Consider the following 14,979-nt stretch of genomic DNA (forward strand, 5'->3'; position numbering starts at 1 on the left):
CTTGCACAAAGAAAAAGTCGCCCAGTCTAACCGATCCGTACAATCCTTGCCCCGCGACAGTATCTGAGCGCGCCTGCCTGTGATAAAAACGGGGGCTCTGACCTGCCGCTACGGACGCCACATGCCTACGCCCAGCAAACCCCTCGCCGGACTCAAAGTCATCGAACTCGGCACCCTGATTGCCGGCCCTTTTGCCTCGCGTATCTGTGCCGAATTCGGCGCCCAGGTCATCAAGGTCGAGTCGCCTGATGGCGGCGACCCGTTGCGCAAGTGGCGCAAGCTGTACGAGGGCACTTCGTTGTGGTGGTTCGTCCAGGCCCGCAACAAACAGTCGCTGACCCTCAACCTCAAGCATGCCGAAGGCATCGAGGTCCTGAAAAAGCTGCTGGCCGACGCCGACATTCTGATTGAGAACTTCCGCCCCGGTGTCCTGGAAAAACTCGGCCTGGGCTGGGACACCCTGCACAGCCTGAACCCGAAACTGGTCATGGTGCGCCTGTCCGGCTTCGGCCAGACCGGGCCGATGAAAGATCAGCCCGGCTTTGGTGCTGTCGGTGAATCGATGGGCGGCCTGCGCTATATCACCGGCTTTGAGGACCGGCCACCGGTACGCACCGGCATTTCCATCGGCGACTCCATTGCGGCGCTCTGGGGGGTGATTGGCGCCTTGATGGCTTTGCGTCATCGCGAGGTCAATGGCGGTGCGGGCCAAGTAGTGGATGTCGCCTTGTACGAGGCAATTTTCGCGATGATGGAAAGCATGGTGCCCGAGTTCGACGTGTTCGGCTTTATTCGTGAACGTACCGGCAACATCATGCCCGGCATTACCCCTTCGTCGATTCACACCAGTGCCGATGGCAAGCATGTACAAATCGGCGCCAACGGTGATGCGATCTTCAAGCGTTTCATGCAGGCTATCGGTCGCCAGGACCTGGCCGATGATCCAACCCTTGCCAGCAACGATGGCCGCGATCTGCGCCGCGACGAGCTGTACGCGGTCATCGACCGCTGGGCCCGCAGTGTGCCGCTGGACGCGCTGCTGCAGGTACTCAACGATGCCCAGGTCCCGGCCAGCCGCATCTTCAGCGCCGAAGACATGTTCAGCGACCCACAGTTTCTGGCCCGCGAAATGTTCCTGCAGGCCAAACTCCCCGACGGCAAGCCGTTCAAGATGCCCGGGATCGTGCCCAAGTTGTCGGCAACGCCAGGTTCCAGCGAATGGGTCGGCCCTGAGCTGGGTGCGCACACTGAGCAATTGCTTGGCGAGCTGGGCTACGACGCACCGGACATTGCCCGCCTACGCGCGCAGGGCGCGGTGTGAAGCATCGCCTCTAACCCTGTTACCGGCCCGACGGTGGAGACTCGTACATGAGCAAACGCAAGCGCCCGCGCTGCCGCACGCTGCTGGCCTTTATGTTGTGTACCCTGCTGGGTGCGAGCATGCCCGGGATTGCCTCGGCCAGGGAACGATTGCTTTGGGTGCTGCGCGACTTGCCACCGTTGACCGTCTTCGAAGGAACCAGCAAAGGCCAGGGTGTCGTGGATCAGTTGTTGCCCATGCTGATCGAGAAAATGCCTGAATACGAGCACAGCGTCATTCGGGTCAATCGCGCACGTGGCAATCAGATGTTGCAAGAAGGCCGCCTCACTTGCGATCCCACCCTGCTCTGGACGCCCGAACGCGCCCGCTATGTGCACTTTTCACAACCGAGCCTGGGCATACTCAGCAGCGGCCTGGTCGTTCGCCAACAAGACCAGCCGTTACTGTCGCCTTACCTGAAGAATCAGGAAATCGACCTGCGTACACTGCTCGCCAGCACATCGCTCAAACTGGGAGTAGTTGCCGAACGCAGCTACAGCCCGCCGGTCGACGCCTTGCTCAAGACCCTGTCGGCCGAAGCGCTCAGCCGTCACTATGGCAATGATGCTGTCAGCAACCTGTTGCAGATGCAAAAACGCCAGCGTTTGCAGCTACTGCTCAGCTACTGGCCGGAGGCCCGATACCTGATCCAGCAGCAAGGGTGGACAACAGACGACTACAGTTTCTACCCGATCCAGGGAGTGGCACGCTACCAGTTCATCCACATCGGTTGTGCCGACACGCCACAGGGACGCGAGGCCATCGGCCATATCGATCAACTGCTCAAATCCTTGCGCCGCGATACCCTGCCACACCTGTATGCGCAGTGGCTGGATCCGCAATTTCGCGAACGCTATCTACAGGATAGTCGAGCGTTTTTCCTTGCCCCACCTTGAACAGGCTATTAGAACCCTGACGCTGGACAAACGGAGCCTGTTTTGAGTATTTCCCCCTTGCGGCCATTGCGTGTCGTCCTGGCAGACGATCATCCGATCTTTCGTATCGGCTTGCAGGCCGTCCTCGACCAGATACCTGGAGTGACGGTAGTTGCACAAGCCGGTAGCCCGAAAGAACTGCTGGCCCATCTGCACGGGCTGGCGTGTGATGTACTGGTGACTGATTTCATGATGCCGGTCGGGCAACAGAATGATGGTCTGAAACTGCTGGAGCAGATTCGTCGGCACTTCCCGCAACTGCCGATCCTGGTCGTGACCATGATCAACAACGCCGGACTGTTCCGGGCGATGCTCGCCCTGGGCATAAGCGGCCTGCTGAGCAAGGCCAGCCTGGCTGGCGAACTCCCTCAGGCCATCAGTTGCCTGTCACAAGGCAAAACCTACCTGGCAGCCTCGGTTGAGCACCTGTTGCTACAAGAAGGCGCGGTACGCGAAGACCATATTGGCGTACAGGACCCCCTCTCACCCAAGGAACTTGAGGTTACCCGCCTGCTTGCCGCCGGCCACACGGTGAGCCAGATCGCAGCGTTGCTCAACCGCAGCAAACAGACGGTCAGCACCCAGAAAGTCAGTGCCATGCGCAAACTGGGGGTGGCCAATGATGCAGCGCTCTTTCTCTACCTGCAGGAACACGGCCTGACCTGAGTGAATGCTCAGGCAGAGGCCAGTTGCTTGAAACCCGCATTATTGCGCGTGCCGATCCAGTCGATCAGTTCAGCCTCCGGCATTGGCCGGGCGAAGAAATAGCCCTGCATGACCGGATGCCCCAGGTCCTTGATTGCCAACACGTCGTCTGCTGTCTCTACCCCTTCGACCACCACATTCAAACTCATGCGCCGCGCCATGATCAGCGCGCCCGCCACCACGGCGGCCTTGCGGCCATCATGGGCCATGCCGCGGACAAACTCGCTGGGCAGTTTCAACTCGCTGAACGGCAGCTCCAGCAAGCGCTGCACGTTGGAAACCCCCATACCGAAATCGTCGATGGACAACTGGCACCCCAGAATGCGCAAGTGCAGCAGGCCTTCGAGTTGCTGGTTGTTCAGGGTATTGCCTGCAGTTTCGACAATTTCCAGGGTCAAGGCGCTGGCTGCAACAGCATGGCGCTCCAGTGCCGCCTTGACCTGGTCGTGGAAGTCATCGCGCAGGAGCAAATGCGGGGCGATGTTCACGGCCACTGGCAGCACTTTTCCTGTGCGCGATCGGAACTGCGCACTGAATGCCAGGGCCTGGTCCAGGACATGCCAACTCAAGAGGTCGAACAGGTCGGCGCGCTCGATTGCCGGAAAGAACTGTGCAGGCGACAAAATACCCAGGCTGGGGTGCTGCCAGCGCACCAGCGCTTCAACGCCCATCAACTTGCCGTCAAAACAGACCTTGGGTTGATAGTGCGCCACCCACTGGTGCTGGCTGGCGGTCAGCTCTGCCGCCGACAGGCTGAGCAACTCGGGATACTGCGGCGGCTCGGCATTCGGCAACTCGCGGTGATCCTGCTTCAGGTAGCGGCACAGCAACTGATGCAGGACCAGGCTGGTGGCTGGCTTTTCGATACAGCCCAGCACGTTCAGGCCCAAATTCCGGGCCAGCGCGCCCACGCTATCGATCACACAAGGTTCGGCCCCGCTGAGGATCACCAACGCTGCCGCCAATTGATGCTCGGCCAGGTGACGAATCAATGCCAGTCCGTCTGCACCGTCCATCTGCAAGTCGCAAATGGCGATATCGACCTGGCCGCATCGTGACAGGGTCTGGCAGGCACCTTCCACGGAGTCGGCGGTCAGCACATCAAACACGCCATTGGCGTTGAGCATTTGATGCAACGCCATGAGTTGAAAGGGATGGTCCTCGAGAATCAGAACCTTGAGTGAGTGCATGAGCAATACCCCGAAGTTGCAGTCATGTGCGACAGCACAGGCACTACTCTAGGCAAGAACATCCCTGCAACCTATCGGACAAGTCCTAAAGTTCCTGCGAAATTTCTTTCAACTCCCTGTCGACATCTGTCTTGAGATGCAACATTGCCTGTTCCAGAACAGCCCAGACAGCCTCTAGCGCCTTGGGTTGCGGATCACGACATACCCGGGCCAATGCCGCACACGCCTGTGCCAACGGCAAGGCATCAATCAGACAGGCAACGCCTTCAAGCCGGTGCAAGGACGCGCGGATAGCCTCCAGCGCCTGCCTCGATACCGCTTCACTGAGCAACACCTGCTCCTCGCCGAGGTTCTTGTACAGTTCCTCCAGCATGCACCGCATCACCTGCGGGTTGGCCTGAGTCATCTGCTGCAGTGCCTGCATCCTGAAACTGTACAGCGGCGCGTGCGCCTCGATCACAGCAGACAGACGATCAAGGGAAACCGGTTTGACCAGCAACTCGTCCATCCCCGCCGCCAGACAACGATCACGCTCTTCTTTCATGGCATTGGCGGTACATCCAATGATGGCAATTTCCGCTCGCAGGTGCAGGCGTTCCAGGCGACGGATACTACGGGCCAAGGCGTAGCCACTCATCACCGGCATGTTGCAGTCGGTCATCAGCAAATCGAAACGTTCGGTCTGCCAGGCGTCCAATGCAGCCTGAGCACTTTCCACCGCCGACACCTGATGACCGAGAAACGCCAGTTGCTGGCTAAGCACCATTCGACTGGCGGACAGGTCATCAACCACCAGAATGCGTCGTGCCGGGCCGACCTGACGAAGCGCGGCCACTGTCTCCGATTGATCTTGCGCCTGGATGACCGGCTCCAAGGTGAGTACCACCCGTACCTCGGTGCCGTGGCCCGGCACACTTTGCAGGTTGATAGTGCCGCCCATCAGCTCAACCAGTTGCCGACAGATACTCAGGCCCAGGCCAGACCCGCCATACTCGGAAGCTGACCGTGCACTGGCCTGAGTGAACGGCGTGAACAGCTCCGCCTGTTGTTGTTCGCTGATACCAATACCCGTATCGCGCACGCACAGCAGCAAGCCGACGCCCGATGGCGTTTCCTGCCCGGATCGCCTGACCTGAACGCTCACCTGTCCCAAATGAGTGAACTTGAGCGCGTTGCCCAGCAAGTTGACCAGCACCTGGCGCAGTCGCAATGGATCAAACCAGTAGGCCCCTTGCGCGTCCTCTGCTACCTGCAATTGCAACTCCAAGCCTTGGGCCAGAGCCTGGCTACGGAACTGGCTGACAATGCCTTCAACAAAAGGCATCAGCGCTATGGCCTGAGGTGCCAGTTGCAGGCTACCGGCCTCGATCCGCGCCAGATCCAAACTGTCACCGATCAAGGCAATCAATTCACTGGCCGACCGGTGCGCTGTCTCCAGCCCGGCCGACGGCGCCTTGCCTTGCGCCAGCACGGTTTCCCGCTCCAGCTCCAACAAGCCGATAATCACCGCAATCGGCGTGCGAATCTCGTGGCTCATCGTCGCCAGAAACGCGCTTTTAGCCTGGTTGGCCTGCTCCGCCTGCTTGCGCGCTTCCACCAGATCAGCTTCCAGCCGTTTGCGTTTGGTGATGTCGATCCAGCCACCGAGCAGCCCTTGCAATTGCCCGTCAGCGCGGTAGAACGGCACGGTCCACTGGTAGGCATCCGTGCACTGCCCGTTGAATTCGATGCGACGGTCGACGAACAACGGCTTCGGGTCTTGTAAAAGGCTCACATAGTCAGCGTGCAGCTGCGTTGCCAGCTCAGGCGGAATCATGGCGATATCGGTCAGGCGCTGCCCTTTGACATCCTCCAGGCACAACGAAAACGCCTGTTCGTAGCTTTTATTGCAGGTGATCAGGCGCCCTTCCAGATCACGTACATAGATCGGATTGGGGATACCGTCGAGCAATGCGCGCTTGAAGGCCAACTGATCGTTGAGGGCTTCCTCGGCCTTCTCCCGCTGGCGGATCTGTACGCGCAGGCGACTGCTCCAGACCAGTGAAACCAGACCGAACAACAGCGCGCCGGCCACCGCCCAGTAGACCCAAGGGGCGATACGTTGCCAGGCCGGTGCCGGTGGTGACTGCGCGCCCAGCCATCTCATCCGTAGGGCCCGAAACTCTGCGACCGGAAAGGCCTCCAGTGCTTTATCAAGAATGCTCAGAAGCTGCGGCGCACTGGATCGTACAGAAAAATGATCCGGCGCCCACTTACCCTCGACTCCCCGCCCGACCTTGAGTACCGGGTCATTGCTCAGCACACCATAGGCACCGACCTCACTGTCGATGGTTGCTATCGCTTCGCCGCTGCGCACCATTTCCCGCGCTTGCTCCAGCGAATTGGCCAACAGTAGATGGATGTCAGGGTGAGACTGGCGAATGCTGCTTTCCAGAGCGTGCTGGGCGGGTAACGCCAAAGTCTTTCCGGCCAGTTCATCCAGTGAAGCCAGTGCCAGATTAGGCTGGCGAACAATGAATACCCAACTCTGCCCACCCAGCGAATGGCTGAAGCCGAGAAAACCCCGTCGTTCCGGCGATGCGCTCAGGGTAGTACTCATGTCAGCCTGGCCGGTCTTGAGCAGCGCCAGGCTCTGAGCAATGGATGAGGATGGCGTATAAACGAACTTCAGGCCGGTCAACTGCGAAATCGTGGCCAGTACGTCACTGTTAAGCCCTACCCAGTCTCCTTGATGATTGCGAAACAGGTACGGCGGATACTGGCTACCGACCACCGTCACTGTCGGATGACGGGCTATCCATTGGCGCTCCTGAGCAGTCAGCTCGACGCGGTTATGGGCCACATCTGAACCGAGCCCCGAGGTCCAACGCCCAAGAATTTCACGTCGAACCGATTCGTCAAGACTGCCCAGCGCACGGTCGAACAGCGCTTGCAATGGCTGGTCCTCGGCACGCATGGCAAAGGCGAAGCCTATCGGTGGCAAGTCGCTGGGGCCGACGACTTGCAAGCCAAGATAGGGTCGCAAGGCGTTGTAGGCGCGGATGATGATTTCATTGCCGATGAACGCGTCCACTTCACCCTGCTGGAGGGCTTCCAGCGCACTGGCGAGGTTAGGCGCCAGAATTACCTGGCTCTGGGGATAAACCCGATGCACTACCCGGGTATCGGCATAGCCGTCGAGCAGGACAATCTTCAACCCGGCCAGCGATGAGGGTGGCGCCGGCGCACCGCCTCGCACCACTACCATGGAACGGTCTGGAATGTAGTCTTCGGAAAACACCAGGCCCGGCACGCTGCGCTCAAAGCCGTTGGCGCTGGTCAGCACATCGATTGAGCCACTATGCAGGGCTTCGATGGCTTCCTCGCGTTTGGCAAAAGCCAGCACCTGGGTGCTGACCCCGAGGCGTTTGGCTACCAGGCTCAGGTAGTCGGCACTGATGCCCTGGTAGCGATTACGGTCGATAGTGATATCCACCGGCTCGTAGTCGGCAAACGAAATCCCTACCCGTAGCACCCGCTCCGGGCCAAGCCACTGTTGCTGCACCGGGGTCAATGGCAGCGGCTCAAGCTCGATGAAGGGCGGCACCAGGGTAAAGGGCAGGCTTTGCGCTGCCTGGGCAGCACCGAGGGTGAATATCCACAGCAGAAACGCCAAGGCGACCTCGATTGCTCGACCGTGTGCTTTGCTCATTCGTGCTCCTACACAAGAAACAACAAAGCCCGTCAGGGACGGGCTTTGTTGTATGCCTGCCGCTCGATCAGAGTGGCTTGCCGCGATTGCCATGCTGGCTGACAAAGGCCTGCACTGCCTTGAGGTCGTTGGCCAGCACTGTGCACTTCTCTTCACGGGAGAACAGGTCGCTCAGATGCGCCGGCAGCTCCAGGGCTTTACCGACACCCGCCTTCTCCACCGCTTCCGGGAACTTGACCGGATGCGCGGTGCCCAGCACCACCATCGGCGTGTCCAGGCTGCGACGGCACTCGCGAGCGGCTTTGACGCCAATCGCGGTGTGCGGGTCAAGCACTTCACCGGTCTGGGCGAAGACTTCGGCGATGGTCTCGCAGGTTTGCGCATCATCCACCGCCAGCGAATCGAAGAGCTTGCGCGCTTCGCTCCAGCGATCCTGTTCGACGCTGAAACCACCGCCCTGCTTGAAGTTGTCCATCAGCCCGGCAATCGCCGCGCCGTTGCGACCGTGCAGATCGAACAGCAGGCGCTCGAAGTTGGACGAGACCATGATGTCCATCGACGGCGACAGGGTCGCGTGCAGGGTTTCCTTGACGTACTGGTTGCCGCTCATGAAGCGGTGCAGGATGTCGTTGCGGTTGGTGGCGACGATCAGTTGGCTGATCGGCAGGCCCATGTTGCGCGCCAGGTAACCGGCGAAAATGTCGCCGAAGTTGCCGGTCGGTACCGAGAATGCCACCGAACGCGCCGGGCCACCCAGCTGCAGGGCCGCATGGAAGTAGTAGACGATCTGGGCCATGATCCGCGCCCAGTTGATCGAGTTGACCGCCACCAGGCGCGTGCCCTTGAGGAAGCTCTGGTCAGCGAAGCTGGCCTTGACCATCTCCTGGCAGTCGTCGAAGTTGCCTTCGATGGCGATGTTGTGGATGTTTTCGCCGAAGATGGTCGTCATCTGCCGGCGCTGCACTTCCGATACACGCTGGTGCGGGTGCAGGATAAAGATGTCGACGTTGTCGCAACGACGGCAGCCTTCGATCGCCGCTGAGCCGGTGTCACCGCTGGTGGCGCCGATGATCACCACGCGCTCGCCACGCTTGGCCAGCACATGGTCCAGCAGGCGACCCAGCAACTGCAGGGCAAAGTCCTTGAACGCCAGGGTCGGGCCGTGGAACAGCTCCAGCACCCATTCGTTGCTGTTCAGCTGACGCAGCGGGGCGACTGCGGCGTGGGCGAACTCGCCGTAGGTTTCTTCGAGAATCTTCTTGAAGTCGGCATCGGCAATGCTGCCGGTGACGAACGGGCGCATCACCCGGAAGGCCAGTTCGTGGTATGGCAGGCCGGCCCAGGACGCAATCTCTTCCTGGGTGAAACGCGGCAGGTTTTCCGGCACGTACAGGCCGCCATCGCTGGCCAGGCCGGCCAGCAGGACGTCTTCAAAATTCAGGGCCGGTGCCTGGCCGCGGGTACTGATGTAACGCATGACCTAATCCTCTAACGCAAAGACTGCTCAGTTCAGTTGTTCGACGCGGATACGCACCACGTTGCCGACCACATCCTGCAAGGCTTCCAGGGCGGTGATCGCATCGTTCATACGTTGCTCGAGCACACGGTGGGTGAGCAGGATCATGGGCACCAGGCCGTCCTGTTCCTCGACTTCCTTCTGCATGATCGACTCGATGTTGATACCGCGCTCCGAGAGGATGCTTGCCACCTGGGCCAGCACGCCCGGGTGATCCTTGGCCTGGATACGCAGGTAGTAGGCGGATTCGCAGGCTTCGATCGGCAGGATCGGATGCGCCGACAGCGAGTCCGGCTGGAAGGCCAGGTGCGGTACACGGTTTTCTGGATCGGAAGTCATCGCGCGGACTACGTCGACCAGGTCGGCGACGACCGAGGACGCGGTAGGTTCCATACCGGCGCCAGCGCCGTAGAACAGGGTGGAACCTGCGGCATCACCGTTGACCATGACCGCGTTCATGACGCCGTTGACGTTGGCGATCAGACGGTCGGCCGGGATCAGCGTCGGGTGCACTCGCAGCTCGATGCCGTTGGCGGTGCTGCGCGCCACACCCAGGTGCTTGATACGATAGCCGAGGGCTTCTGCGTAGTTCACGTCAGCGGTGGTCAGCTGCGTGATGCCTTCGGTGTACGCCTTGTCGAACTGCAGCGGAATACCAAAGGCAATGGAAGCCAGAATGGTCAGCTTGTGCGCGGCATCGATACCTTCGACGTCGAAGGTCGGGTCGGCTTCGGCGTAACCCAGCGCCTGGGCTTCGGCCAGCACATCGGGGAAGGCGCGGCCTTTCTCACGCATTTCGGTGAGGATGAAGTTGCCGGTACCGTTGATGATCCCGGCCACCCAGTTGATGCGGTTGGCCGAGAGACCTTCGCGGATTGCCTTGATCACCGGAATGCCGCCTGCTACCGCTGCTTCGAAGGCAACGATGACGCCCTTCTCACGGGCCTTGGCGAAAATCTCGTTACCGTGCACGGCAATCAGCGCCTTGTTGGCGGTGACTACGTGCTTACCGTTGTCGATGGCCTTGAGCACCAGCTCGCGGGCAATGGTGTAGCCGCCGATCAGCTCGATGACAATGTCGATTTCCGGGTTCGTTGCAACCTCGAATACATCAGCGGTAATGGGGGTACCGGTAATCTGGCAATTCGGGTTTGGCGAACGCATGGCAATCTGTGCCACTTCGATACCACGCCCGGCACGGCGGGCGATTTCCTCGGCGTTACGCTGAAGTACATTGAAGGTACCGCCACCGACGGTCCCCAACCCACAGATGCCTACTTTGACCGGTTTCACTGTGAACTCCCCATTGAACGAACGGCACGAAGCCGTCCGTGGTAACAGCCGTCTCCCCATGGTGACGGCTCGCTTGTTGAATTATTTACCGCCGGCCAGCGCCAGCTTGGCAACCTGTGGCGCCGGTTGATAACCCGGGATCACCTGGCCGTCCTCAAGGACGATGGCCGGGGTCCCGTTGATACCAATCGACTGGCCCAGCTGAAATTGCTTGCTGACCGGGTTGGCACACTTGGCAGCCTTGATTTCTTTGCCGTCGACCATCTTGTCCAGCGCGGCCTTGCGGTCGCTGGAGCACCAGACAGCTTGCAGTTGTTCGTCGCCCGGGGAGCCGAGGCCCTGGCGCGGGAAGGCAACGTAGCGCACTTCGATACCGCGGCGGTTTAACTCAGGAACTTCGGCGTGCAGCTTGTGGCAGTACGGGCAGGTCGTGTCGGTAAACACAGTGATGTGCGATTTGGTTTCGCCCTTGGCAGGATAAACCACCATCTCGGCCACTGGAATAGCATTGATGCTCTTGGCGATGGCCTGACGCTCGGTTTTTTCCGTCAGGTTGACCGCCTTGCCGTCCTGGATCTGGTACAGATAGCCCTGCATGACGAACTGGCCATCAGGGCTGGCATACAGAACGCGACCGCCTTGGAGCTTGACCTCGTACAAACCGTTCAACGGGCTTGAGGCAACGCTTTCGACCGGCAAACCCAGTTCCAGGGCCTGCAGGGTCTTACGTATCGCCTGCTCGGCGTTGTCGGCGGCAGCGGCAAAAGTGCTGACCAGCGCCAGGGTGGCGGTGGCGATAATCTGGGTCACGCGCATGGGAACTCCTGAAGGCGGGCAAAGGGCCAGGCAAACAACGCACGTCCTGAAATGACGGCGGTCGTACGGCCCTTGATGCAAACCGCCCAAGCCTACCACATCATGCCCGCACAGACCGCCCCCAGCCGATACCGGATCAGCCGCGCGGGTGATGCATGGCGTGCAGTTCCTGCAAACGTGCCCGGGCGACATGGGTATAGATCTGCGTGGTCGACAGGTCGCTGTGCCCCAGCAGCATCTGCACCACCCGCAAGTCGGCCCCATGGTTGAGCAAATGCGTGGCGAAGGCATGACGCAAGGTGTGCGGCGACAGGCTCTTGCTGATACCGGCGACTTGGGCCTGATGCTTGATCCGGTGCCAGAAGGTCTGTCGGGTCATCTGCTCGCCGCGCAGGCTGGGAAACAGCACATCACTCGGACGCCCGCCGAGCAACTCGTTGCGGCCGTCGCGCAGATAGCGCTCGATCCATATCACAGCCTCTTCGCCCATGGGCACCAGACGCTCCTTGCTGCCTTTGCCCATCACCCGCAACACCCCCTGACGCAGGTTGACCTGATCCAGGGTCAGGCTCACCAGCTCGGTGACACGCAAGCCGCAGGCATAGAGGACTTCCAGCATGGCCCGGTCGCGCTGACCAATCGGCTCGCCCAGGTCTGGCGCCTGCAACAGTGCCTCAACATCTTTTTCCGACAGGGATTTGGGCAGCGGCCGCCCCAACTGTGGCATCTCGACCTGCAGGGTCGGATCGACAGCAATCAGCTTTTCCCGCAGTAAATAGCGATAGAAGCCACGCACACCAGAGAGAAAGCGTGCGGTCGAACGCGGCTTGTAGCCCTGATCCAGGCGCCAGGCCAGATGATCGAGAATCAGCTCGCGCCCGGCATCAGGCAATACCACGCCGCGCTCCTGAAGCCAGCCATTGAACAGTGCCAGATCACTGCGGTAAGACTCGCGGGTATTGTCGGCCAGGCCTTTCTCCAGCCACAGGGCATCGAGGAACTGGTCGATCAGGGGATGCTCTAGTGCAGGCATGACAACTCGAAGGCAAAGGACAAAAACGAAAAATTGCCGCTAGTCTTCCACAACACGGTCGACATAGGGAATTGGAATGAGCGAGCAACAGATATTGCTGACATTCGGCGGCATCGGAGGCGCCGCCCTCGCCTGCCAGTGGCTGGCCTGGCGCCTGAAGCTGCCGGCCATCCTCTTTCTCCTGCTCAGCGGCATTCTCGCCGGACCGATCCTCGGCTGGCTTGACCCGCAAGCGATGTTCGGCCCGCTACTGATGCCGCTGGTGTCGCTGGCGGTGGCGCTGATCCTGTTCGAAGGCAGCCTGACCCTGCACTTGTCGCAATGGCGCGAGATCGGCACCGTGGTGCATCGCATGGTCACCATCGGCGCCCTCTCCACCTGGATCATCATCACCCTGGCCACCCATTGGTTGCTGGGCTTCGATTGGTTGCTGGCGACCCTGTTCGGCACACTGACCCTGGTCACCGGGCCTACGGTGATCGTGCCGATGCTACGCGTAGTCCGGCCGAAATCGGCGATTGCCAACATCCTGCGCTGGGAAGGCATTGTCATCGACCCGATTGGCGCCCTGCTGGCGGTGGTGGTGTACAGCTTCATCATTGCCAGTGCGGCGGGCAACGGCCTGAGCCAGAGCCTGATGACCTTTGCCGGGGTGATCCTTTGCGGCAGTGCCTTCGGCGCCGCCGGCGGCTGGATACTGGGGCAAGTCATGCGCGAACAATGGCTGCCCGAGTACCTGCACAACCTGGCATCGCTGGCTGCGGTGCTGGGCATCTTCATTGCGTCCAACCAGGTCATGCACGAGTCCGGTTTGCTGGCGGTGACCATCATGGGTATGTGGCTGGCCAACATGAAGGGCGTGGATGTCCGGCAGATCCTGCACTTCAAGGAGAACCTGAGCGTGCTACTGATTTCCGGGCTGTTCATCCTCCTCGCCGCACGCCTGGACCTCGATGCCCTGATCGGTCTTGGACCTGCCGTGCTGGCACTGTTGCTGGTGATCCAGCTGATTGCCCGGCCACTGAACGTCGCACTGTCGACCTGGGGTTCGCCGCTGAACTGGCGGGAACGGGCCTTGCTGAGCTGGATCGCCCCGCGCGGGATTGTCGCGGCAGCGGTGTCGGCGATCTTCGCCATTCGCCTGCATGAGGCTGGCCATGAAGACGCGCTGCTGCTGGTGCCGCTGACCTTTGCCGTGATTATCGGCACGGTGGTGCTGCAAAGCGCGACGGCGCGGCCACTGGCCCGCTTGCTGAAAGTTGCCGAGCCTGCTCCCAGCGGCTTTCTGATCGTCGGTGCCAACCCCCCGGCCCGGGTCATTGCCAAGGCGTTGCAACAACTCGACTGCCGGGTTTTGCTGACCGATTCGAGCTGGGAAAACATCCGTGCCGCGCGCATGGAGGGGCTGCCGACCTACTTTGGCAACCCGGCGTCACAGCATGCCGACGCCCACCTGGACCTGGTAGGCCTGGGGCACTTGCTCGGGCTTTCGCCTTCAGGGGAGTTGAACACCCTGGCCTGCGCACGCTTTCGTCATGACTTTGGCCACGCGCGGCTGTTCGTGCTGGCCAGCGGCCTGGAGGCGCGGCGCAGTGACAAGCACCGCGCCAGTGATGAGCATCGTGGGCATGTTCTGGGCACTCAGGCCCTGACATACGCGGAGCTGGCCAACCAGTTACATCAGGGCGCCGAACTGTACAGCACCCACCTGACCGATACCTTTGGCTGGGAGGATTATCAGGCACTGCATGGCGAGCGGGCGACCTTGTTGTTTGCCCGGGACAGCAGTGGCTGGGTGCATGTTTTCGGGCCGGACAGTGTGCTCAAGCCGGGGGCCGGCTGGACGGTGCTGGCACTGATTCAACCTGCGACAAGTGATTCAGAAGCCGGGTAGTACCGGTACCGGCCGCTTGTCGTCGTCGATCGCAACAAAACTGAACAGACCATGAATGGCTTTCTCACGACTGTCGCAGCTCATACTCTCGACAAACACCTCGACTTCAACCTTGAGGCTGGTGTTGCCCACGCTGGCCACCCGGCCAACCAGTTCGACGATCGAACCGGCAGCAATCGGGTGCTTGAAGTCGATCCGGTCGGTTGACACGGTCACCAGCGGCAAGCGGCAAAATCGCGTAGCGGCGATGAACGACACTTCGTCCATCCAGGCCAAGGCAGTCCCGCCAAACAAGGTGTTGTGGTGGTTGGTGGTGGACGGGAACACCGCTTTGGTGACACGGGTCACCGACAGTTCGGTGCGGCGTTCAATTTCCTGCTCTCTGGGGCTCATAAACTTCACATCGGGGACAAATTGCAGTGTCTAGTCCTGAAATAGGTTTACACCTTTTCAGGTAGGCCGTTAGGCCTCAGAACGCCCGATGCACCGCATCGGGCGTTTTGTTTTTCAGGGCCATGTGTGGCCGCTCCGTATTGTAGATTTGCA

11 protein-coding genes are annotated in these 14,979 nt (G+C 60.6%); 4 read left to right on the forward strand and 7 right to left on the reverse strand.

Going from position 1 to position 14,979, the window contains the following annotated elements:
* Positions 1 to 121: 121 nt before the first annotated feature.
* The 3 genes from C6382_RS20000 to C6382_RS20010 are packed head-to-tail and all read left to right on the forward strand — an operon-like array spanning position 122 to position 2,961.
* Positions 122 to 1,321 (forward strand): CaiB/BaiF CoA-transferase family protein, encoded by a 1,200-nt coding sequence (locus C6382_RS20000; protein WP_107026075.1) that lies wholly within the window; start codon positions 122 to 124, stop codon positions 1,319 to 1,321.
* Between the two features lie 47 nt (positions 1,322 to 1,368).
* Positions 1,369 to 2,256: a TIGR02285 family protein gene (locus C6382_RS20005; RefSeq protein WP_107026076.1), complete on the forward strand. Its 888-nt coding sequence runs from the start codon at positions 1,369 to 1,371 to the stop codon at positions 2,254 to 2,256.
* Between the two features lie 42 nt (positions 2,257 to 2,298).
* The gene (locus C6382_RS20010; protein WP_107026077.1) at positions 2,299 to 2,961 is read left to right on the forward strand and encodes a response regulator transcription factor; all 663 of its coding nucleotides are present in this window, start codon (positions 2,299 to 2,301) and stop codon (positions 2,959 to 2,961) included.
* A gap of 8 nt (positions 2,962 to 2,969) precedes the next feature.
* Here C6382_RS20010 and C6382_RS20015 read toward each other — a convergent pair whose 3' ends face one another.
* The 6 genes from C6382_RS20015 to xerD form a co-directional block, all read right to left on the reverse strand.
* Positions 2,970 to 4,190, reverse strand: a complete 1,221-nt coding sequence (locus C6382_RS20015) for an EAL domain-containing protein (RefSeq protein ID WP_107026078.1) — start codon at positions 4,188 to 4,190, stop codon at positions 2,970 to 2,972.
* Between the two features lie 85 nt (positions 4,191 to 4,275).
* Positions 4,276 to 7,881: an ATP-binding protein gene (locus C6382_RS20020; RefSeq protein WP_107026079.1), complete on the reverse strand. Its 3,606-nt coding sequence runs from the start codon at positions 7,879 to 7,881 to the stop codon at positions 4,276 to 4,278.
* Positions 7,882 to 7,948: 67 nt separating this feature from the next.
* Positions 7,949 to 9,358, reverse strand: coding sequence for a threonine synthase (thrC, locus tag C6382_RS20025; protein ID WP_107026080.1), 1,410 nt, complete (start codon positions 9,356 to 9,358; stop codon positions 7,949 to 7,951).
* Between the two features lie 27 nt (positions 9,359 to 9,385).
* A complete protein-coding gene (locus C6382_RS20030; protein WP_107026081.1) occupies positions 9,386 to 10,690 on the reverse strand; it encodes a homoserine dehydrogenase in 1,305 nt (434 codons plus the stop codon).
* An 81-nt stretch (positions 10,691 to 10,771) separates the two neighbouring features.
* Positions 10,772 to 11,506 (reverse strand): DsbC family protein, encoded by a 735-nt coding sequence (locus tag C6382_RS20035; protein ID WP_107026082.1) that lies wholly within the window; start codon positions 11,504 to 11,506, stop codon positions 10,772 to 10,774.
* A gap of 136 nt (positions 11,507 to 11,642) precedes the next feature.
* On the reverse strand, positions 11,643 to 12,539 hold the full coding sequence (gene xerD / locus C6382_RS20040) for a site-specific tyrosine recombinase XerD (protein WP_107026083.1): 897 nt from the start codon (positions 12,537 to 12,539) through the stop codon (positions 11,643 to 11,645).
* 76 nt (positions 12,540 to 12,615) lie between these two features.
* Between xerD and C6382_RS20045 the strand changes: the two genes are divergently transcribed.
* The gene (locus C6382_RS20045; protein ID WP_107026084.1) at positions 12,616 to 14,433 is read left to right on the forward strand and encodes a sodium:proton antiporter; all 1,818 of its coding nucleotides are present in this window, start codon (positions 12,616 to 12,618) and stop codon (positions 14,431 to 14,433) included.
* Here C6382_RS20045 and C6382_RS20050 read toward each other — a convergent pair.
* Positions 14,419 to 14,826, reverse strand: a complete 408-nt coding sequence (locus C6382_RS20050) for an acyl-CoA thioesterase (protein ID WP_107026085.1) — start codon at positions 14,824 to 14,826, stop codon at positions 14,419 to 14,421. The genes C6382_RS20045 and C6382_RS20050 overlap by 15 nt on opposite strands.
* Between the last annotated feature and the right edge of the window lie 153 nt (positions 14,827 to 14,979).

Source organism: Pseudomonas sp. BBP2017 (assembly GCF_003024385.1).
Taxonomy (GTDB): domain Bacteria; phylum Pseudomonadota; class Gammaproteobacteria; order Pseudomonadales; family Pseudomonadaceae; genus Aquipseudomonas.

Coding starts and splice junctions, on each gene's coding strand:
- C6382_RS20005 (WP_107026076.1), top strand. CDS start 1,369: ATGAGCAAACGCAAGCGCCCGCGCTGCCGCACGCTGCTGGCCTTTATG.
- thrC (WP_107026080.1), bottom strand. CDS start 9,358: ATGCGTTACATCAGTACCCGCGGCCAGGCACCGGCCCTGAATTTTGAA.
- C6382_RS20015 (WP_107026078.1), bottom strand. CDS start 4,190: ATGCACTCACTCAAGGTTCTGATTCTCGAGGACCATCCCTTTCAACTC.
- C6382_RS20020 (WP_107026079.1), bottom strand. CDS start 7,881: ATGAGCAAAGCACACGGTCGAGCAATCGAGGTCGCCTTGGCGTTTCTG.
- C6382_RS20035 (WP_107026082.1), bottom strand. CDS start 11,506: ATGCGCGTGACCCAGATTATCGCCACCGCCACCCTGGCGCTGGTCAGC.
- C6382_RS20050 (WP_107026085.1), bottom strand. CDS start 14,826: ATGAGCCCCAGAGAGCAGGAAATTGAACGCCGCACCGAACTGTCGGTG.
- xerD (WP_107026083.1), bottom strand. CDS start 12,539: ATGCCTGCACTAGAGCATCCCCTGATCGACCAGTTCCTCGATGCCCTG.
- C6382_RS20000 (WP_107026075.1), top strand. CDS start 122: ATGCCTACGCCCAGCAAACCCCTCGCCGGACTCAAAGTCATCGAACTC.
- C6382_RS20045 (WP_107026084.1), top strand. CDS start 12,616: ATGAGCGAGCAACAGATATTGCTGACATTCGGCGGCATCGGAGGCGCC.